The organism is Candidatus Sulfotelmatobacter sp. (assembly GCA_035504415.1).
Taxonomy (GTDB): Bacteria; Vulcanimicrobiota; Vulcanimicrobiia; order Vulcanimicrobiales; family Vulcanimicrobiaceae; genus Vulcanimicrobium.
The window spans coordinates 22,960-43,612 of the sequence record DATJRY010000015.1; the positions used below are offsets into that span (position 1 = coordinate 22,960).

Sequence of the window (20,653 nt, forward strand, 5' to 3'; positions counted from 1 at the left end):
CGTAATAATGCGTGTGAGTACTTGCATGAATCCAATTCGTGCGGTACGCTGTTCGTGCAAGTACCCACACGCACGCACCAACATATGATGAAGCAGCATCAAAGCTACGATCCCTATCGCTTGCAAGCCGACGCCGCCGACGCACCTGCACAGGTCGCCGGGCTCGTCGACGCGCTCCTGGCCGCCGAGACCGATCGCCCGCGCCTGCGGCTTCTGCTCGGCGGCGACGCCCTCCCGGCCGAGACGATCGCGGGCCTGGTCACGGGCTTACGCCGCCTGCGCGAGTTCGGGGGCGCCATCGAAGTCCGCCCGGAGACCGCCGCCGTGCGCGACGCGCTGGCGCTGACCGGCCTCGAGCACGTCTTCGCGTTCCCGCTCGACCCCGACGACGCGCCGCGCCGGCACCGCTTCAACTTCGGCTTCGGCTCCCGGGTGGCGGCCGGTTTGTTCATCGCGGTCGTGACCGCGATCGGGTTCCCGGCCGGCGCCGCCGACGAGCAGCCGCCGACCGATCCGGCCACGATCCTGGCCAGGGTGGAACAGCGCAATCCCACCCTGTCCTCGTACGAGGGCCGGCTGCACGTCGACGTCCACATGACCTCGTTCCCGTTCATCGGGACCCACCTGGACGCGACCACCTACTACAAGCGCCCGGCCAACTACGAAGTGGTCTTCGACCGCGTCCCGGCGCTGGCCAAGGGCTTCGACAAGATGTTCACCGACATCGGCGACCCCGCCAGCTGGGAGCACCGGTTCGCCATCACCTACGTGGGCGAGCAACCGTTCCGCGGCCATGCGGACCTCGCGCTGCGGATGGTCCAGCGGGTCCGGGGGATGATCGACCACGAGACCGTTCTGGTCGATCCCAACGCTTGGTCGATCGACTCGATCCGTTACGATTACTACAACGGCGGGCACATCACAATGACCCAGACGTTCCGCGACGTCGGTGGGTACTCCATGCTCGCCGAGCAGGACGCCGAGATCGCGATCCCTTATGCCCGTGCCCGCGCGCACGGCGTCTACTCCGACTACCGGACGAACGTCGCTCTTGACGATTCGGTCTTCACGAAGAAGCGCTGATGCTCTCCACCGGACACCGTTCCCATCCTGGCGTCGAAGAAACCCGCACCCGCATCTTGGCGGCGGCGCGCGAGCTCTTCGAGCGCAACGGTACGCGCGGAACGACGACGCGTGAAGTCGCCGAGCGCGCCGGGGTCAACGAAGCGACGCTCTTCCGGCACTTCGGTTCCAAGCGCGCGCTGCTCGACGCCATGCGCGAGCACGCCTGCGAGTTCGACCGCTTCCGTTCGGTCCTCGCTGCGCTGCAGGGCGTCGACGTCGCCGCCGACCTGCGCACGATCGCGAGCTACGCGGTCGAGAGCATGACGACGCGGCGCGCGATGATGTGCGTCTCGTTGGCCGAGGAGGCCGCCGGCACCGACGACGCGCCCGAGTGGCGCGGTCCCGCCAAGATGATGGAAGACGTCGGCGCCTACTTCACGGTCCAGGTCCAGGCCGGCCGGCTGCGCGGCGACCCGCAGCTGCTGGCCCGTTATTTTTTGAGCATCTTGTTTGCTTTCGTCGTCGCCCGCAAACTGTGGGACGAATATTCTCAAGATCCGTCGACGCTCGACGCGATCGTCGACACCTTTCTGAACGGAGTCTCAGCGTAACAGTGGAAACGCGCACCGAAGCACCGCCGCAGCAGCGCACACCCGTGGCCGACGGCCGCGGCGTCCCCCCCGGTGGCACCGACGAACCGGCGGCGCCGGCGAAGCGGGGCCGCCCGCCGCTTTGGGTCCTCGTGATCGGCGCGATCGTCGTGATCGCGATCCTGTTCTGGGGTGCCAAGTACCTGGCGTACGCACTTTCGCACGAGACGACCGACGACGCGCGCGTCGACGCCGACACCGTCACGGTGACGAGCAAGATCCAGGAGCGCGTCGACCAGATCCTGGTTGACACGAACCAGCACGTCAGCAAAGGTCAGGTCGTGATCCGGCTCGACGACACCGACGAGCGCAACGCCGTCTCGCAGGCGCAGGCCGCCCTGCAAGCGCAGCAGGCGCAGGCGCGCGCGGCGCAACAGAACGTCGACCTGACGCGGGCGACGGTCGCGGCGCAGAACACGCAAGGCTCGGGCGGCATCACCTCGGCGCAGAGCTCGATCAAGAACGCGCAGGCGCAGGCGCAGTCGGCGCAGCAGCAGGCCGCCGCGGCCAACGCCGCGATCGCGCAGGCCAACGCGCAGCTGCGGGTCGCGCAGTCGCAAGTTCCGGCCGCGCGCGAAGGGCTCGTGCGCGCCAACGCCGACCTGGCCCGCTACGCCGCGCTGGTGCGCACCGGCGACATCGCCGAGCAGACGCTCGACGCGCAGCGCGCGGAACAGGCCCAAGCGCAGTCGCAGTACCAGAGCGCGCTCGACCAAGTGACCGCGGCGCAGACCGCCGTCACGCAGGCCGAAGCGCGGTACACCGCCGCGCTCTCCGCCGCCAACGCCGCGGCGGCCGGCATCGGCGCGCAGCAGGGTCAGCTGACCACCGCGCAAGGCCGTCTCTCCGAGACCGACAACCCGTTCCGCGTCACGTCGTCGCAGGCGCAGGCCGATGCCGCGCTGGCGCAAGCCGGCTCGCTCGCCGCGGCGCTCAAGACCGCGCAGGACAAGCTCGGCTACACCGTCATCCGCTCGCCGATCGACGGCATCGTCGGCGAGAAGAACGTCGAGGTCGGCACCTCGGTCGCGCCCGGTCAGTCGCTCCTCGATCTCGTCCCCGCCAAGGGCGAGTACATCACCGCCAACTACAAGGAGACGCAGCTCGGCAACGTGCGCGTCGGCCAGCCGGTCGACATCCACGTCGACACCTACAAGGGCATCACGTTCCACGGCCACGTCGCCGCGATCTCGCCGGCCTCGCAGAACACGTTCAGCCTGGTCCCGGCGCAGAACGCGACCGGCAACTTCGTCAAGGTCACGCAGCGCATTCCGGTCCGCATCTACGTCGACAAGGACGAGATCAGCCGTGCGCACCAGCTCTACGTCGGGATGTCGGTCGAGACGTCGATCAAGGTCAAATAGCACCGTGTCCGGATCGCGTTCCCTCGCGCTCGCGCTGAGCGCGGCGCTCTTCGCCGCGCCGCTCGCGGCGCTCGCTCAACCCTCTCCCGCACCGGCCGCTTCGGCGCAGCCCGCACCCGTTCCGTCGACGCAGCCGATGCCCGTGTCGACCGTCGCCCCCGCGCCGTCGGCGACGCTCCAGTCGACCACCGGCTCGTCGTCGAGTCAGACCTCGCCCGGCACCAGCGGCCAGCCCGCCCAGACCACGCCCGTGCAAACGCCGGCGGCGTCGACGGCCCGGCCGCCCACGCCGATGAGCAGCGCACCGGCATCGGCCGGTACGACCGCGCAGCCGCAGCCCGGCGCCAGCGGCGCGCCCGCCGGCGCGACCGGCGCCGGGTTCCCGCCGCCACCCGTCCCCGCCGTGCTGCCCGCGGTGCCGCCGATCTCCGGCTACAGCGCGCCCGTCAACGCCATCCCCAACGGCGATCTGGTCGGCGTGAACAATCTGCCGTTCGTCGGGCTCTCGCTGCAAGACGCGATCGGCATGGCGCTGCAGCGCAACACCAACCTCGCGCTGGCGCAGTCGAATCGCCGCATCGCGGCCTATCAGATCATCGCCGCCAAGGGTGCGTACGACACGAACTTCCAGGTCGTGCCCTCGTATCAGCACATGGTCGAGCCGGTCAGCTCGCCGTTCAACACCACCAACACCGGCGGACCGGTCACGCAGGACACGCTCGGCATCACCAGCGGCCTCAAGGGGCTGACCGGGACCGGCGGACAGTACAGCGTCGGCATCTCCGGCCAGCGCATCACCAACGACAGCGCCTACAACAGCTACAACCCGTACTACGAGACGGCGCTGCAGTTCTCGATCACCCAGCCGCTCGCGAAGGGCCTGGCGATCGATCAGCCGCGCCTGCAGATCCGGCTCGCGAAGATCAACAACCAGCTCGCGGCGAGCCAAGCGCTGCTCGACACGTCGAACACGATCGTGCTCATCTCCGACACCTACTACCAGTTGGTCCAGGCCTGGCAGAACGTCGCGATTCAAGAAGAAGGGCTGCGCCAAGCGACCGCGCAGGCCGCGTCCAACACGCGGCTGGCCCGCCACGGCGCGGTCGCGCCGACCGACATCGTCGAGGCGAACACGCAGGTCAACGTCTTCCAGGACAACGTCTTCGCGGCCATCCAGAACGTGCAGCGCGCGCAGATCGCGCTGAAGCAGCAGCTGCTCGCCAATCCCGCCGATCCGCTGTGGTTCGCGAACCTGGTGCCGACGACGTCGGTCGCGCAGGTACCCCCGGAGCCGACCCTCGACGCGCTGATCACCTCGGCGATCCAGAACCGTCCGGAGATCGCCGAAGTGCGCGAGCAGCGCGAGCAGTCCGACGCGAACCTCGCGTACGCGAAGGACCAGCTCAAGCCGCAGGTCGATCTCGGACTGGGCTACACCTCGAACGGCTTCGCGGGCAACCCGCTCAACCCGCTGGCGAACCCGCTCTTCGGGCTGCTCGGCTCGCTGGTGCCGCCGGCGGAGCTGGCCGAGTTCCCCCTCCCGCCCTCGTATCAGAGCGGCAACATCGGGACCTCGCTGCGCAACGCGCTCGAGAACCGCTTCCCGGTCTACGCCGGCCAACTGACGATCTCGATTCCGATCGGCAACCACACCGCCAAAGCCGACTATGCGATCCAGCAGGAACAGCAGCGCCAGGTCCAAGTCGACGAGACGGCGGTGCTGGCGCGGATTCGCGGTGAAGCGATCAACGCGATCCAGGGCTTACGCGAAGCGCAGTACCGCGTCATCGCGGCACGCGCCGCGCGCCAAGCCGCGCAGCGCGTGCTGCTCGGCGAGCAGCGCCGCTTCGCGGCCGGCACCTCGACCACGTTCCTGGTGCTGCAGCGGCAGCTGCAGGTCGCGCAGGACGAAGGGCTCGAGCTCGATGCGCAGACCGACCTCGATCGCGCGATCGTCGAGCTGAACCGCGTCAGCGGTCGGATCTTCGCCCAGAACGGCGTCGACGTCACCAGCATCGGCGGGCAGACCCTCAACGCCGCCGGTCCGACCAGCGTGCTGCCGCCGGCCCCGCAACCGACGGCCCCGCCGGTTCAGGGCCTCCAGCACTTCTAGATCACGTCGCACCCGTCGCGGCGAGGTGCTTCGCCGCGGCGGCTTCGTCGACGAACCAGTGCAGCTCGCCGTGCGTGGGGTGGACGATCTGCGAGGGGTAGACGTCGGGCTCGCGCGGGCCGTCGAGGACGGCGTACAGGGCATCGGCTTTTTCGGCACCGCCGGCGGTGATCGCGACGTGCCGGGCGGCGTTGATCGTGGCCGGCGTCAGCGTCAGGCGCCAACGGTCGAGCTTGGGGACGTAGTGCGCGACGACCAGATCCTCGCTCGAGATGCCCGCCAGGGTGCCGGGGAAGAGCGAGGCGGTGTGGCCGTCGGGTCCCATGCCGAGCAGGATCAGATCGAGCCGCGGCTTCTCGCCGAGCTCACGCTGCAGCACGACGGCGTAGTCGGCGGCGGCGGCGGTCGGGTCGTCCTCGCCGTGCATGCGATGCACGTGCGCGGCCGCGATCCCCAGCGGGTCGAGCAGCGTCTCGCGGTTCATGCGGTAGTTGGAGTCGGGGTCGTCGGGCGGCACGCAGCGTTCGTCGCCGAACCAGAACACGACGCGGTTCCAGTCGAGCGCGTCGCGCGCGCCGTTGACGAGCAGCGCGTTCATGGCGCGGGGCGTCGAGCCGCCGGCCAGCGCGACGTGCGCGGCAGGCCGCTCGGCCAGCGTCGCGCGCACGACCGCGACGACGTGGTCGGCGGCGGCTTGCGCCAGCGCGGCCGGGTCGGCGAGGACGGTGACCGTTGCCGCGGCGCTCATGCGTGCGAGAGGTCCGGACGCGGCGGTTCCTCGCCGAACAGCGTCGCCGCGGTGGCCAGCGCGGTCGCGAACAGCTCGTCGGTCTCGCCTTGCAAGATCGCGATCTCGAGCAGCGAGGCGTTGTCGATCGCCTGCAACGTGAACAGGCGCGGATCGCGCGCGTGCTCGCCTTCGACCCAGACCCGTACGCACAGCGGGTCGTCGGTGACCGCGCCATGGTACGACGAGGTGTCGCTGGTCAGCGTCACGCTCTGCACGCGGCGGATCTCGCCCTCGCGCCGGCGTTCGAAGGAGATATCTTTCGCTTCGCAGTCGAGGAACGCGTCGCGTCCGCGCGCGAGCCAGCCCAAGCGGCTGGCGAGCCAGCCGCCCAGGTAGAGCGCCTCGGCGTCGGAGCCGCTGGCGATCGTCAGGGTGCGGATCGTGTACAGCTCGTCGAGCAGAGCCGGGTCGTCGAAGAAGTGCGCGATCATGTCCTGCCACGGGCGCAAGCGCAGCCACGCCAGGTCGCGCAGCGCGATGGTGGGCTGCTCGCGGTGAAAGCGCGCCAGCGCGATCAGCGTTTGCGCGTCGCGCAGTGCACCCGACGAGTCGACCACCAGACCGTCGATGTGCGGCAGCAGCGCGCGAAAGACCGGGCGCGCCGCCTCGGTCGAGCTGCTCCACCACAGCTCGGTGGGGACGTTGCGCGGGCACAACGCCGTCACGTACTCGGCGATCTCCTCGGGGCCAATCTCGTCGACGTCGAGCAGGACGCGTTCGCCGCGGACGGTGACGCGCGCGTTCTCGCCGCGGTCCGACGCGGTGACGGTGGCGCCGCTCTGCGCGCCGGTACCGTCGAGGATGAGGGTGAACGAGGGATGCTTCTCGGCCAGCAGCTCGGCGCGCTCGAGCACCCAGTTGCGCCGCTCCGGATCGTCGATCCAGACGATCAGGTTCATGGTCGACGCGGAGAGCTTCTCGCCCGACAGCTCGCCGCGCACCGCGTCGAGCGAGGCGGAGACGTTGGCTTCGCTCTTCATCATATCTTCCTCCAGTCGCGCCCGTCCGCGATCAGCAGGCGATCCGCCGAGGGCGGACCTTGGCTTCCCGCCGCATAGTTCGGGAAGTTGTCGTCGACCGTCGCTTGCCAGCGGTCGAGCACCGGCATGACGACGTTCCAGGCGGTCTCGACGGCGTCCCAACGGGTGAACAGCGTCGCGTCGCCGCGCATCGCGTCGCCGATCAGCCGTTCGTACGCCGGCGCCGAGACGACGCCGAAGCCGGTCCCGTAGTTGAAGTCCATCGACACCGAGCGAATGTGCATCTTCGGGCCCGGCACCTTGGCCGAGAAGCGCAGCGAAATGCCTTCCTCGGGCTGGATCTTCATGACCAGCACGTTGTTCTCGATCGTGTCGCCGATCTCGCCGAACAGGCGGTGCGGGATCGACCGGAAGCGGATCGCGATCTCCGAGTTCTTGTGCGCGAGGCGCTTGCCGGAGCGCAGATAGAACGGGACGTCGGCCCAGCGCCAGTTGTCGATCCACAGCTTGACCGCCGCGTACGTCTCGGTGTTGGAGTGCGGGTCGACGTCGGGCTCGTCGCGATAGGCCGGCACCGGCTTGCCGGCGATCGAGCCGGCGTCGTACTGGCCGCGCGCGGCGTCGAGGAACGCGCGATTCGGCTCGATCTGCCGCACCGCCGCCAGCGCCTTGAACTTCTCGTCGCGGATCGCTTCGGCGCTGGCCGAGATCGGCGGCTCCATCGCGACCAGGGCCAACAGGTTCATGACGTGGTTCTGGATCATGTCGCGCAGGGCGCCGGCGTGATCGTAGTAGCCGCCGCGCTGCTCGACCCCGACCGTCTCGGCGGCGGTGATCTGGATCGAGTCGACGTAGCGCCGGTTCCAGATCGGCTCGAAGATGACGTTGGCGAAACGCAGCGCGATGATGTCCTGGACGGGCTCTTTGCCCAGGTAGTGGTCGATGCGGTAGACCTGCTTCTCGTCGAAGACCTTGCGGACTTCGGACTGGAGCGCGCGCGCGGACTCGATGTCGGTGCCGAACGGCTTCTCGATGATGATGCGCGACCAGCCTTGCTTGTCGTCGCGCGGACCCAGGCCGGACGCGTCGATCTGCTTGACGATCTGCGAGAACACCGTCGGCGGCGTGCTCAGGTAGAACAGGCGGTTGCCGGCGGTGCCGAGCTTCTCGTCGTTCTCCTCGATCTTCTCTCTGAGCCGCTTGAACGCGGCGGGGTCGTCGAACGAACCGGGGACGTAGGAGATGTGGCTGGCGAAGTCGCTCCAGAGCGGGTCCTTCGCCGGCCCCGTGCGCGAGAACTCGTCGACCGCCTTGCGCATGTCCTCGCGGAACTGCTCGTCGCTGAACTTCGAGCGCGAGAAGCCGATGATGCCGAAGTTCTGCGGCAGCGTGTCGTTGAGGCGCAGGTTCCACATCGCGGGCAGCAGCATGCGCTTCATCAGGTCGCCGCTGGCGCCGAAGAAGATGATGTTGCAGGGATCGGTGATGCGATCGGCCGTGAGGCCGGCGCGCAGCGGGTTGATTTGAGCGCCGTCCCCGCGCGGCGCTGCTGCGGTGGCGGTCACTGGTTCAGGCTCCCGCTTTACTGCCGGCCGCGGCGACGCCGTTCTCGTCCTTCACCGCGTGGCCGCCGAACTGGTTGCGCAGCGCGGCGATGACTTTGGCGCTGAACGACTCTTCCTGGCGCGAGACGAAGCGCGAGATCAGCGATTGGGTGATCACGGGTGCCGGAACGTTCTCGTCGATCGCGGCTTCGACCGTCCAACGGCCTTCGCCCGAGTCCTCGACCCAGCCGCGGATCGCCTTGAGGTCGGGATCTTCGCGCAGCGCGATCTCGAGCAGCTCGAGCAGCCACGAACGCACGACCGAACCGTAGCGCCAGATCGACGCCAGCTGGTGAAGGTCGTAGTGATACTCGGACTTCTCGAGGATCTCGAAACCCTCGCCGTACGCCGCCAGCATCCCGTACTCGATCCCGTTGTGGACCATCTTCGAGAAGTGGCCGGCACCGCTCGGCCCGACGTGCGCGTAGCCTCCCTCGGGGGCCAGCGTGAGGAAGACGGGTTCGACCGTCTTCACCGCCGCGTCGTCGCCGCCGACCATCAAGCAGTAGCCGTTAGCCAGGCCCCACACCCCGCCCGAGGTGCCGCAGTCGACGAACGCGATCCCCTTGTCCTTGCAGCGCAGGTAGCGCTGCTTGGAGTCGGTCCACTTCGAGTTGCCGCCGTCGACGATGACGTCGCCCGGCTGCAGCAGCCCCAGCAGCTGCGTGATCGTGTCGTCGGTCGGCGCGCCCGCCGGGACCATGATCCACACCGCGCGCGGCGGCGTGAGCTGCTTGACCAGATCGGCCAACGACGAAGCGCCGGCGGCGCCGTCGCCGACGCTGCGCTGCACCGCCGCCGGGTCGCGGTCGTAGGCGACGACCTGGTGGCCGCCGCGCTCGAGCCGCGTGGTCATGTTGGCGCCCATGCGCCCGAGGCCGATCATCCCGAGTTGCATGATGCTCCTACGCCTTGGCGCTGACGGCGGATTCGAGCGCGCTCGCGAGGGCTTCGAGGCCCTTGCGCGCGTCGCCGGGGAAGTGGAAGCGGGCGCCGCGGCGGTTGCGCTTGTCGAGCGACTCGAAGTCGCCCAGCGCTTGCGCGCGCTGCAGGGTGCGGAAGCCGACCATCCCGGGGATCGGAATGTCGAACGGCGCGTCGTAGGTGATCTGGAAGAAGACGCCTTCGTTCGAACCGCCCTTGTGGAGCTGGCCGGTCGAGTGTAAGAATCGCGGTCCGAAGCCGACCGTGGTCGCGACCTTGCGCGCGTCACGCACGGTGGTGCGGATGCGGGTCAGGAGCGCCTCGGTCGCGGCGTTCATCGGCACGTACGCGTTGAACGCGACGTAGTCGCCGCTCGCGATCTGCTCGGCGATCGCGTTGACCGCGCTCTGCAGATCGTTGCCGAGCGCGGTGCCGTGCGAGCCGGCCAGCGCGGTCACGTTGACCTCGGCGGTACGCACGCGCGGCTCGGGTTCCGAGAACGCGCCCTTCTCGGCGTACTCGGCCAACAGCCGCTTCGTGTTGTCCTTCGACTCTTGCACGTTCGGCTGGTCGAATGCGTCGATGCCGAGCACCGAGCCGGCCGCGGCGGTCGCGATCTCCCACAGGTAGAACTGCTCGCCGACGTCGAGCGCGTCGTGCATGACCAGCCGGATCACCGGATGCCCCGCCGCTTCGAGCTCGTCGACGCGCGCCACCGCGGCCTCGTCGCCCGCCAAGCCCGCGCCGACGTAGACGAAGACGCGGTCGTTGCCGTAGGCGCGCACTTCGCCGAGCGGCTCGCCCTCGATCGGGACGATCCCGGTCCCCGACTTGCCGGTCGACTCCGCGATGAGCTGCTCGGCCCACGCGCCGAACGCGTGCACCGTCGGGTGCGTGAGGATGGTCAGCTTGTCGCGGCCGTTCTTGGCCAGCGCGCCGATGGCGGCGCCGAACCGCACGCCCGGCGCGTCCTGCACGACGACCGTCTGCGCGTTGGCCGTCATCGCGTTGATCGCGCGGTCGAGGATCGCGCCGACGTCGTAGCCCGCCAGCGCCGCCGGCACCATCCCGAAGAACGAGAGCGCGGAGTAGCGCCCGCCGATGTCGGGGTCGTTGACGAAGACGCGCAGGAACCCCGTGTCGCGCGCTTCCTTGTCGAGCTTGGTGCCGGGATCGGTGATGGCGATGAAGTGGTCGGCGGCGTTGCTGCTCCCGACCGTCTGCTGCACGCGCTGGAAGAAGTAGCGGAAGAACGCGTCCGGCTCGGTCGTCGTCCCCGACTTGGAGGCGACGATGAACAGGCTCTTGGCGATGTCCAGGCTCTGGTCCAGCGCCTGGATCTGCTGCGTGTCGGTCGAGTCGAGCACGTGCAGCTGCGGATAGCCCGGCGTGCGGCCGAAGGTCGCGCGCAGGATGTCGGGCGCCAGCGAGCTGCCGCCCATGCCAAGCACGACGACGTGGTCGAAGCGCTTCGCGCAGGCCTGCGCGAAGTCGCGCAGCTCGCCGCTCTGTGCGTGCGTCTGCTGCGCGATGCGCACCCAGCCCAGCGCGTGCTCGATGATCGCGACGTGCTCGGGCGCGGTCGACCACGGCGCCGGGTCGTCGCTCCAGAGCGCGTGCAGGAAGTCGATGGCGGCCAGCTTGTCGAGCGCGTTCTCCGCCGCGCCGGCGTATTCGCCCAGCGCCAGCTGGACCTTGGGCCGCGCGTCGCCGCGCAGGTGGTCGAGCTTGGCCGAGATCGCGGTCAGCATCGCTTGGAACGAGTCCGCGAACGACTTGACGCCCTCGCTGACCAGCTCTTCGGTGACGTCGTAGAGCGAGATCTGCGCCTCGGCCAGCGCCTCGATCGTCGCGCGGGCGCGATCGACGTCGGCCAGCACGGTGTCGGCGCGCACGTGGCCGTGATCGAGGATCGCGTCGAGCGTCGCCGGCGGCACGGTGTTGACGGTGTCCTTGCCGATCAGCGGCTCGACGTACATCAGGTCGGGGTAGGCCGGGTTCTTGGTCGAGGTCGAGGCCCACAGCGGGCGCTGGACGTGCGCGCCCTTGGCGCGCAGCGCCGCGAAGCGCTCGCCGCCGAACAGCTTGAGGAAGCGCTGATAGGCCAGCTTCGTGTTGGCGATGGCGGCCTGCCCGAGCAAGAACTCGAGGTTTTCGCCGCGGTCGATCTTCGCTTGCAGCTTCTTGTCGATCGCGGTGTCGATGCGCGAGACGAAGAACGAGGCGACCGACGCGATCCGCTCGATCGACTCGCCTTTGGCGGCGCGGTCTTCGAGCCCGGCGATGTACGCTTCGGCGGCGTCCTCGTAACGGTCGACCGAGAACAGCAGCGTCACGTTGACGTTGATGCCGGCCGCGATGGTGGCACGGATCGCCGGGACGCCGGCGGGGGTGCCCGGGATCTTGATCATCACGTTCGGGCGGTCGACGGTTTTCCACAGCCGTGCGGCCGCGGCGATCGTGCCCTCGGTGTCGTTGGCGAGCGTCGGCGAGACTTCGAGCGAGACGTAGCCGTCGAGGCCCTGCGTCTCGTCGTAGACGGGGCGGAACAGATCGCACGAGCTGCGGATGTCGCGCACCGCCAGCGCTTCGAAGACCACCACCGGATCGTGCTCGTCGAGCAGCGTGCGCAGCTGCTCGTCGTAGTCGGTCCCCGAGCCGATCGCCTTCTCGAAGATCGTCGGGTTGGACGTCATGCCGCGCAGGCCTTGGTCGATCAGCTTTTGCAGATCGCCCCCGGCGAACATCGAGCGGCGGATATTGTCGAGCCAGATGCTCTGGCCGACGGCGGCCAGCTCCCTCAACTGAGTGCCCATGTCGTGTCGTACTCTCTCTTCGCGCGTTGCGTGACGTCTAGACGTTGGCCAACAGGCCGGCGGCGAGGTCGGCGATGTGCTCCGGCGTGAATCCGTATTCGTTGGCGATGGCGGCCGCGGGGGCGGACGTCCCGAAATGGTCGATCCCGAACGCGTGGCCGCGGTCCCCGACGTACTTTGCCCATCCGATGGTGGCCGCAGCCTCGATCGACAGGCGCGCTTTGATCTCGGGGGGCAGGACGGTGTTGCGGTACGCCTCGTCCTGCGCGTCGAACAACTTCCACGACGGCATCGAGACGACCCGGGCGCGCGTGCCGCGCGCAGCCAACAGTTTGGCGGCCTCGACGGCCAACGAGACCTCGGACCCGGTCGCGATCAGGATCACGTCGATCCCGCCGGCCGGATCCTGCAGCACGTAGGCGCCGCGCTGCACGTCGGCCTTGCGATCGCCCAGGAACGGCACCTTCTGGCGGGTGAGCACGAGCACGCACGGTCCGTTGCCCGGCTGGACCGCGTACTTCCACGCCTCGAGCGTCTCGAGCGCGTCGGCCGGGCGCAGGTCGATCAGGTTGGGGACCGCGCGCACCATCGAGAGCTGCTCGATCGGCTGGTGCGTCGGACCGTCTTCGCCCAGAAACACCGAGTCGTGGGTGAAGACGAAGACCTCGCGGATCGTGTTGAGCGCGGCCAGGCGCACCGCCGGCTTGCAGTAGTCGAGGAAGTTGAAGAAGGTCGCCGAGAACGGGAACAGGCCGCCGTGCAGCGCGATCCCGTTGCTGGCCGCGACCATCGCGTGCTCGCGCACGCCGTAGTGAATGTTGCGCCCGGCCGGCGTGGCCGGCTGGAAGTCGCCCTTGTCCTTGAGGTACGTCTTGGTCGAGGGATCGAGGTCGGCCGAGCCGCCGACCAGCTCCGGCATCGCGCCGGCGATCGCGTTCATCACCGTGCCGCCCGCATCGCGGGTCGCGACCGAGCCGTTCTCGGCGGTGAAGGTCGGCCACGGCAGGTCGGCCGGCAGTTTGCCGTCGCGCGCGCGCTCGAACTGCGCCGCCAGCTGGGCGTTGGCGCTCTTCCAGGTCGCGTAGCGCGCGTTCCAGTCCTGGCTGAGCTTCGCGCCCTTGGCGCCGACCTCGCGGAAGAACTGCAGCGGCTCGGCCGGCGTCACGAACGGCGGCTCGGTCCAATGCAGGGCCTCGCGTGTCGCCTCCATGTTCTTGCCCAGGGGCTCGCCGTGCGTCTTGAACGTGCCGGCCTCGGGCGAGCCGTAGCCGATCGTCGAGCGAATCGCGATCAGCGTCGGCTGCAGCGTCTCCGACTTCGCCAGCGTGATTGCACGGTCGATCGTCTCGACGTCGTTGGCCTCGTCGGGCCCGACTTCGATCGTCTGCCAGCCGTAGGCTTCGAAACGCTCGCGCACGTCCTCGGTGAAGGTTAGGTTGGTGCTGCCCGCCAGCGAGACTTTGTTGTCGTCGTAGAGCACGATCAGCTTGCCCAGCGCCAGGTGTCCCGCGATCGAAGCCGCTTCGGAGGCGACGCCCTCCATTAGGTCGCCGTCGCCGGCCAGCACGTAGGTGTGATGGTCGATGATCGTCTGGTCGCGGTTGTAGACGGCGGCCAGGTGCGCCTCGGCGATCGCCATCCCGACCGCGTTGGCGAAGCCCTGCCCGAGCGGACCGGTCGTCACCTCGACGCCCGGCGTGTGATGGTACTCGGGATGCCCCGGCGTGCGGCTACCCAACTGGCGGAACGCCTTGAGGTCGTCGAGCGAGAGGTCGTAGCCGGTCAGGTGCAGCAGCGCGTAGAGCAGCGCCGAGCCATGCCCCGCGCTGAGGACGAAGCGGTCGCGATCGAACCAATGCGGGTCCTTCGGGTCGAACCGCAGATGGCGCGTCCAGAGCGTGAACGCCGCGGCCGCGGCGCCGAGCGGCAGGCCCGGATGGCCGGAATTCGCTTTCTGGACCGCGTCGACCGCCAGAAACCGGATTGCGTTGATGCGGAGTTCGTCGGCGTCGCTGTTCATCGTCTCTCCACGGTAGCTCGAGCGGGGCGGGAAGGCGCGTTAGGCGTCTTACGATATCGTCCCCTCTCTAGAGTACCCGAGGCCGGTATCCGCGTTTGCGCCGCGAAGCAGGCCCTCGATGGAATCGACGAAGTCCTCGGCGGAATCGACGCTGGAAGAGCGGGTCGTGGCCCTCGAGGAGCGGCTCGCCGCCGAACCCGAGGCGATCCGCAAGAAGCCCGGGCGCGTGGTCGAGGAGGTCCTCGAAGCGCTCGACGAGGGCGAGCTACGGGTCTGCGAGCCGCGAGACGGCGAGTGGGTCGTCAACGCCTGGGTGAAGCGAGCGATCCTCCTCTCCTTCGCACGGTTCGAGAACGAGTCGGTCCGCGACGCGGCGATGCGTGCCTCGGCGCTCGACGATCCGCTGGGCTCGCGCGGTTCGCTCCCCTCGTATTACGACAAGCTGCCCACCAAGCGGAATTGGAAGGCGCTCGGCGCGCGCTGCGTGCCGCCCGGCGTCGCACGCTACGGCTCGTTCCTGGGACGCGGCGCGATCCTGATGCCCGGCTACGTCAACGTCGGCGCCTACGTCGACGAGGGGACGATGGTCGACACCTGGGCCACGGTCGGGTCGTGCGCGCAGATCGGCAAGGGCGTGCACCTGAGCGGCGGCGTCGGGATCGGCGGCGTGCTCGAGCCGCCGCAGGCGATGCCGGTCATCGTCGAGGACGGCGCGTTCGTCGGCTCGCGCTGCATCGTCGTCGAGGGCGTGCGCGTCGGCGCCGAAGCGGTGCTCGGCGCCGGCGTCGTGCTGACCGCATCGACCCCGATCGTCGACGTACGGGGCGCGTCGCCGGTGGTCACCAAAGGCGTGGTGCCGGCGCGGGCCGTCGTCATCCCCGGATCGTTGCCCAAGCAGTTCCCGGCCGGCGAGTTCGGCACGCCGTGCGCGCTGATCATCGGCGAGCGCACCGAGTCGACCGATCGCAAGACCTCGCTCAACGCCGCGCTGCGCGAATTCGAGGTCTCGGTGTGAGCCTGACCTCGTCCGCCGTGCGCCTGAATCCCGCCGTCACCGGGATCGAACCATCGGTCATTCGTGCCATCGCCGCCAAGAAGCAGCCGGGGACGATCGATCTCGGGCTCGGCGAGCCGACGCTGCTGCCGCAGCAGCGGTTCATCGACGCCGCCGCACGGTGGGTGGCGGAGAACGGCGTCAAGTACACGGTCAACGCCGGCGATCTCGCGCTGCGCGAGCGCATCGCCGCGCACTATGCGTATCCGGGGATGTCGGCCGGCAAGAACGTCTGCGTGACGACCGGTTCGCAAGAAGCGGTCTACGTCGCGATCAAGACCCTGCTCGATCCGGCGCGGGACGAGCTGCTGGTCGTCGAGCCGGCGTTTCCGGCCTACGCGAAGATGGCGCAACTCGAGGGCGTCGCGCATCGGGCCGTCGCGCTGGCGGAAGAAGATGGGTTCGCGTACGACGTCGACGCGATTCTCGAGGCGATTGGGCCGCGGACGCGGGTCATCGTCATCGGCTCGCCGGCGAACCCGACGGGGCGCGTCCTGCGCGACGCCGACGCGCGGCGGCTGGCTGAGGCACTGCTGGCACGCGACGGCGAGCCGATCTGGGTGCTCCACGATGAGATCTACCGCGAGCTGACCTACATCGACGATCCCGGCTACGTCGCGCGCTACTACCCGTACACCGTCGTCGCCAACTCGCTCTCAAAGTCCAACGCGCTGACCGGCATGCGCATCGGGTGGCTGCTGGCGCCCGACTCCGTGATTGACACGCTCGTGAAAACGCACGCCTGGGTCACCTCGACCGCCAGCGCGTTCGGTCAACGCGTCGCGTACGAGATTTTCGGCGAGCCGGGTGCGATTGAGGAACAATCGGCTTGGTACCGCACGCAGCGCGAAGGCGTCCTTCGCGTACTCGATGCAAGCGGCCTACGCTACGTCCCGATCGACGGCGCGTTCTACGTCTGCGTACGCCTGCCAAACGGAGGCGACTCGATCGCAGCCGCTTACGAATTGGTCGAGCACCGCGGCGTCGCCGCAATCCCCGGCCGCATCTTCGGCCCCTCCCTTGAAGGCTGGCTACGCCTTAGCTGGGTCGCACCGATCGACGATGTCGCGGCAGGACTGCGGCGCGTCGCCGCTCTGCGTTAGCTTATCACGACCGGATCGCGATTCGCGGTATGCCATGCGCTTGCTTCTCATTCCTGAGGCCTCTCGAACCTGAGGCCTCTCGAACCGGGCTCAGCACGGTTCTGGGGTTAGTGGCGGATTCCGAAGGGCCGGTCTAGGCTTCGAATTAGGGCAGGCTGTTGCGGTGACCGCAGGCGCCGCGACCCGCGCTGGCGGCGACGTCAACGGCCGTGCTGCAACACTCTACGCCGCGCGCCGCCAACGCCGTGTACACCGCGGCCTTGGGCTGGTTGCTCCGGGAATCGCTCTGCATAAGCAGACCCGTCCGCGCGCTAAGACGAGGGACGCCGGTAATTCGGGAATCACAGAGTTCTCGATAATCGCGAGGCGCTGTCACACTTTCGGGTGAGCGGAGCGCACAAGCTGCAATGGGCTGATCTCCCGACGGCCGGATACCAGCGCCGCCCCTCGGCCGGGGTCTACCTCATTGGAATGAAGTGTGCTCAAGCCGAGGTTGCTCTGTCCCCTCTTTGGCGCTAGATAGACTGGCGGTCCGCGGTTTTCTCACGATTTAGTCAGCCTCTTCTGAGTGAGGGGCGTCTCTTTAGAGGCGCGCTCCAAGATCACTCTAGAGAGGAATTTCGCGCCGCTAGCGTTCGCGCAATGATGTCGGAGTCCACCGGCACTCGTCGGTGAGGCAAAACAAAAACGAGTCCCTTACGGAACCCGCCTCCGACTCTCGCAGAGCTACGGTTCGGTTCTCGCACGGGGCCTCCTTCCCGAGAAAGGGGTCCACCAAGTGGATCAGCCTATTTCGTATACACTCTCTCCGTCTTCCCTCACGTTTCTGTGGGAGGAATGCAAGCACGACTTCTATATGCACGTCGTTCGCGGGATTCATCGGCCGAACACGCCCTTTCCATCCATCTTCGCTAAGATTGATGCTGCCATGAAGCGGCGCTTTGCCGAAGATCGTTGGCACTCGTTCGGAGAGGGCCAACCGTCTTTCAAGATCGCCCACGGCGAGAAGGTGGTTCGCTCTTCACCAATCGTGCTGCCAAACCGGCAGGTCACGCTCAGCGTGAAGGGCCGGTATGATAGCATTCTCACGTTTGAGGATGGTTCGTTGGTCTTGTGCGACTTTAAAACCGCATCGGTCAAGCCTGAGAACCTCGACAAGTACTGGGTGCAGTTGCACGCCTACGCTTTCGCACTGGAGCATCCCGCCCCGGGAAGCCTGTCGGTTAAAATCGACCGACTCGGTCTAGGGGTATTCGATCCCGCGAGTTTTGCCTACGATGGCGAGGCGGGAGGTTCGCTTAGTGGCGCAATGCATTGGATCGACATGCAGCGCGATGATAAGCGCTTCCTCACCTTCATGGATGATGTGGCTGCCGTACTCGAGCAACCGGAGCCGCCGGTCCCGTCACCCGATTGCTCTTTCTGCAGCTACCGTATAGCGGCTTAGATAGACGTTCGGTGACCGAGAACCCTCGGTCACCGAACGTCCCCACGGGCTTCCTAGCCGATGAAAACGGAGTACAAGTTATGTGCACTACGGCGTGGACGAAGATGCCTGCAGAACTCCTCGAGCAGCGATTGCAAGATCAACCCTCGAGACGTTGTTGTCTCCGACTATGTCTCTCATTTTTGCACGTATACTCTTCACGTGCGACTTAACGGTGTTCAAGCTCACCGTCAGCTTCTCGGCTATCTCCAAATCCTTTAGCCCTTGACCAAGCAGTTGGAATACCTGACGCTGGGCTGGCGTGAGATTACTCCACAGCTCATCCGCGGCACGAGACTGCTCGCTTTGACGCCTTACGGTCTCGATCTCGCGAAGAACATCCATGGGCTCGGCAAAATTGCTAGCAAAAATATACGATATGATGAGCGAGACGAGCGCTGCGGGCAAGACCGACCACCAGAACACGGATCGAACGATTGCGTGAAAGTCCGCCAACGGCGCCGAGTCATACTCTGCGCTTACAAGACCTATCACTTTGCCGTCATTCATAACCGGCGTGAACGCTGCGACGTATGTCCCGCTATCGTCTGAAATAGGCGACAATGTATAGGTTGTCTTTTTTGTGGAGTAAGCAGCCAGTTCTAGATCGTCTGCCTTCCCGATATCGTCCAAATCGGGTTCTCCATTGTCGATATCATACTCTTCCCCTCGGATGACTAGCGCTACAAAAACGGACCCTTCTTTTGCACGGAAGTAGCGCTGCGAGAGATCGACAACGTCTTTGTGGTAACGTCTGAATAGTGAGGAGCCTTTTCCTTCCTTTTGAACGCGGTCGACTAGCGACCAATCAGTGCTCGCCGCCGCAGCAAGCGAAATCCGCATGGCCTGGGCGGTTTTATCATGTATCCATCGATCCGTATTGAAGCCCAATAAGCGGCTTGCGATGACAATAACGAGCATCTCTGCCAGAAAAACAAGGCCCAGCGCTTTGAGGAACGTTTTGTTCCAAGGTCGCTTAATGATTGTCAAATCATCGCTCCAATGGACTTCGCCATGGCGGTCTCTCACGCTTCCGGGGTGGACGGCCACTACCCGCCTGCGAAGCCGACCACGCGTGGGCCCGACGCCGAAAAGGCCCTAGCGCACGCTTGTGACTCGTCGTGCATCATTCCCGCCGGCGGGCCGATTGATCTCTCCATATGGCGTCGCCCGTAAGTAGTTCGGCTTCAGCAGAACGTGCCAGACGTAACGCTCACCGGCGATCAGAGTGCCAGTGGAGAAGAGCATCTCCCTAGCCTGTGTTGCATGTCATCCGTGGTGATGGCGCCTGAGACGCGGGCGAGCTGTTCACGCACCCGAAGCTCGTCGCCGACCAGCTGAGCGTGGAGCGTGAACCAGATCCACGTCGCACGTTTGGCGTGCTCGTTGCCCGGGCTGCGTGCCGCCTAAGCGCCGATCGACGACCTGACAGAAGAAGGGGAGGGCCTTTCGACCCTCCCCGCTCGGCTCGACTTTCGTCGATGCGCTGCGATTTGTCCACGAACCGCCGCTCGCGGTCGCCGCGCTTCCGGGGCGATCCGGTCGCAAGCTGCCGCCTACGTCCAATCGCCAGCCAGGGCCGGATACCGGTTCCGGTTGTCCTAGCGCTATCGGTGCCATCATTCTAGCATGTTGTGGAGTTCCTTGACCAGGGTGGCTTCGAGGTACGCGCACACCGCTGCGAGCGGCTGGTCGAACGCTGCCGATCGATTCAGCTGCGCGCCGATGCGCGGATCGAGCGCTTCAAACGTCGGAAGCAGTTTCTGGAGTGTCGTAAACTGCTGCGCCCGCAGCGCGACGTACAAGTGTACGAGAATGATTTCCGCGAGCAGGATTCGCCAGAACACCGGCATGCGTGCGACCGTGAAATCATCGACGACGCGCTCCGTCTCTTTCATTGCGGAAGAGAGCGTGCCTTGCGGAAGCTCGAAACGGAGAACCGAGTAACGAATGAGCTCGCGACGGCCGCCCTTGAGCGGGACCTTTCCGAGCAGTGCTCGTAGGAAAGCCTCCGGATTGAGGGACTGCTCAGGTGGGCGGACGTAGTTACACGGCGGCGCGCTTTCAGCCAGCTCCTCGTCCGCAAGAAGCATTTTCTCGACGTACTCGAGCACCAGCCATTGCTGGCGCAGCGTCAAGCTCAACTGTAAGGACGCGGTCCCACCAGCTGCGTGACGTTCGCTGAGCGAACGAAAACGTGCGATCGGCATGTGTATCGCATACGCGATCTCGAGGAGGCGCGCCGGCGCCTGCGCGCGTGATACTCGCTTCCCCGCGCGGCTCAAGCTGCACAAGAGAACGATCTTGCGCTCCATCTCGAGTAAGTCGTTTTGCAGAGCTTCACACGTGGCTGCGATAGCGCGTCGCGTCGCGTTCTGCTTGTACTCGTCGGTGACAGCCTTTACGCCGCGTTCTTTTTCGACCGCGGCAGCGACGTCGAGTTGTTCTTTCCGCTGCAACTCCGCGACGGTTTGGTCATGGGCTTGTTTGCTCAGAGCGCTTTGGGAAAGCCGAGTCAACCACGCGCCGACAAGGAGAGCAATAGCCGAGAGCAGCGCTGCGAAGACCGTCGCTGTACCGACGGGGATTCCGTCGTGGGCTGTAGGCGCTGGCGAGGCCTGCGCGAGGAGCACGGTTGCTCCGACGAACCACACCATGGCAGTGCGTTGGCGTTTCTCGCCTCA

Annotated in this window: 15 protein-coding genes; 7 read left to right on the forward strand and 8 right to left on the reverse strand. The window is 66.9% G+C overall.

The annotated features are described in order from the left end of the window. The first annotated feature begins 87 nt into the window (after positions 1–87). The 4 genes from VMD91_12920 to VMD91_12935 are packed head-to-tail and all read left to right on the forward strand — an operon-like array spanning position 88 to position 5,192. A complete protein-coding gene (locus VMD91_12920) occupies positions 88–1,083 on the forward strand; it encodes a hypothetical protein (GenBank protein ID HTW84968.1) in 996 nt (331 codons plus the stop codon). Then, positions 1,083–1,676 carry a helix-turn-helix domain-containing protein gene (locus VMD91_12925; protein HTW84969.1) on the forward strand — a complete coding sequence of 198 codons (594 nt, stop codon included), beginning with the start codon at positions 1,083–1,085 and terminating at the stop codon, positions 1,674–1,676. The genes VMD91_12920 and VMD91_12925 overlap by 1 nt, the downstream gene beginning before the upstream one ends. A gap of 2 nt (positions 1,677–1,678) precedes the next feature. Continuing rightward, positions 1,679–3,079 (forward strand): HlyD family secretion protein, encoded by a 1,401-nt coding sequence (locus tag VMD91_12930; GenBank protein ID HTW84970.1) that lies wholly within the window; start codon positions 1,679–1,681, stop codon positions 3,077–3,079. Positions 3,080–3,083: 4 nt separating this feature from the next. Then, the gene (locus tag VMD91_12935; GenBank protein ID HTW84971.1) at positions 3,084–5,192 is read left to right on the forward strand and encodes a TolC family protein; all 2,109 of its coding nucleotides are present in this window, start codon (positions 3,084–3,086) and stop codon (positions 5,190–5,192) included. Position 5,193: 1 nt separating this feature from the next. On the opposite strand, the gene pgl is transcribed toward VMD91_12935, so the two are convergent. Genes pgl through tkt form a run of 6 tightly spaced genes read right to left on the reverse strand, consistent with a single transcriptional unit; the run spans position 5,194 to position 14,326 of the window. Then, on the reverse strand, positions 5,194–5,940 hold the full coding sequence (gene pgl, locus VMD91_12940; protein ID HTW84972.1) for a 6-phosphogluconolactonase: 747 nt from the start codon (positions 5,938–5,940) through the stop codon (positions 5,194–5,196). After that, complete coding sequence (locus VMD91_12945) at positions 5,937–6,962, reverse strand: glucose-6-phosphate dehydrogenase assembly protein OpcA (protein HTW84973.1); 1,026 nt, start codon at positions 6,960–6,962, stop codon at positions 5,937–5,939. The genes pgl and VMD91_12945 overlap by 4 nt, the downstream gene beginning before the upstream one ends. Next, entirely contained in the window at positions 6,962–8,527 is a 1,566-nt protein-coding gene (zwf, locus tag VMD91_12950; protein HTW84974.1) for a glucose-6-phosphate dehydrogenase, read from the reverse strand. Before zwf ends, VMD91_12945 begins: the two co-directional genes overlap by 1 nt. A gap of 4 nt (positions 8,528–8,531) precedes the next feature. After that, on the reverse strand, positions 8,532–9,464 hold the full coding sequence (gnd, locus tag VMD91_12955) for a decarboxylating 6-phosphogluconate dehydrogenase (protein HTW84975.1): 933 nt from the start codon (positions 9,462–9,464) through the stop codon (positions 8,532–8,534). A 7-nt stretch (positions 9,465–9,471) separates the two neighbouring features. Continuing rightward, the gene (locus tag VMD91_12960; GenBank protein ID HTW84976.1) at positions 9,472–12,306 is read right to left on the reverse strand and encodes a bifunctional transaldolase/phosoglucose isomerase; all 2,835 of its coding nucleotides are present in this window, start codon (positions 12,304–12,306) and stop codon (positions 9,472–9,474) included. Positions 12,307–12,343: 37 nt separating this feature from the next. Then, complete coding sequence (gene tkt, locus VMD91_12965; protein ID HTW84977.1) at positions 12,344–14,326, reverse strand: transketolase; 1,983 nt, start codon at positions 14,324–14,326, stop codon at positions 12,344–12,346. Positions 14,327–14,444: 118 nt separating this feature from the next. Here tkt and VMD91_12970 point away from each other — a divergent pair, with 118 nt between their 5' ends. The 3 genes from VMD91_12970 to VMD91_12980 all read left to right on the forward strand — a co-directional run bounded on the left by VMD91_12970 (position 14,445) and on the right by VMD91_12980 (position 17,930). Next, entirely contained in the window at positions 14,445–15,341 is an 897-nt protein-coding gene (locus VMD91_12970; GenBank protein HTW84978.1) for a 2,3,4,5-tetrahydropyridine-2,6-dicarboxylate N-succinyltransferase, read from the forward strand. Further along, positions 15,338–16,483, forward strand: coding sequence for a pyridoxal phosphate-dependent aminotransferase (locus VMD91_12975; GenBank protein HTW84979.1), 1,146 nt, complete (start codon positions 15,338–15,340; stop codon positions 16,481–16,483). Before VMD91_12970 ends, VMD91_12975 begins: the two co-directional genes overlap by 4 nt. An 856-nt stretch (positions 16,484–17,339) precedes the next feature. Continuing rightward, on the forward strand, positions 17,340–17,930 hold the full coding sequence (locus VMD91_12980) for a PD-(D/E)XK nuclease family protein (GenBank protein ID HTW84980.1): 591 nt from the start codon (positions 17,340–17,342) through the stop codon (positions 17,928–17,930). Positions 17,931–18,017: 87 nt separating this feature from the next. On the opposite strand, the gene VMD91_12985 is transcribed toward VMD91_12980, so the two are convergent. Together VMD91_12985 and VMD91_12990 are read right to left on the reverse strand one after the other, a co-directional pair. Next, positions 18,018–18,998 carry a helix-turn-helix transcriptional regulator gene (locus VMD91_12985; protein ID HTW84981.1) on the reverse strand — a complete coding sequence of 327 codons (981 nt, stop codon included), beginning with the start codon at positions 18,996–18,998 and terminating at the stop codon, positions 18,018–18,020. A 590-nt stretch (positions 18,999–19,588) separates the two neighbouring features. Next, entirely contained in the window at positions 19,589–20,626 is a 1,038-nt protein-coding gene (locus VMD91_12990) for a hypothetical protein (protein ID HTW84982.1), read from the reverse strand. Positions 20,627–20,653 lie beyond the last annotated feature (27 nt).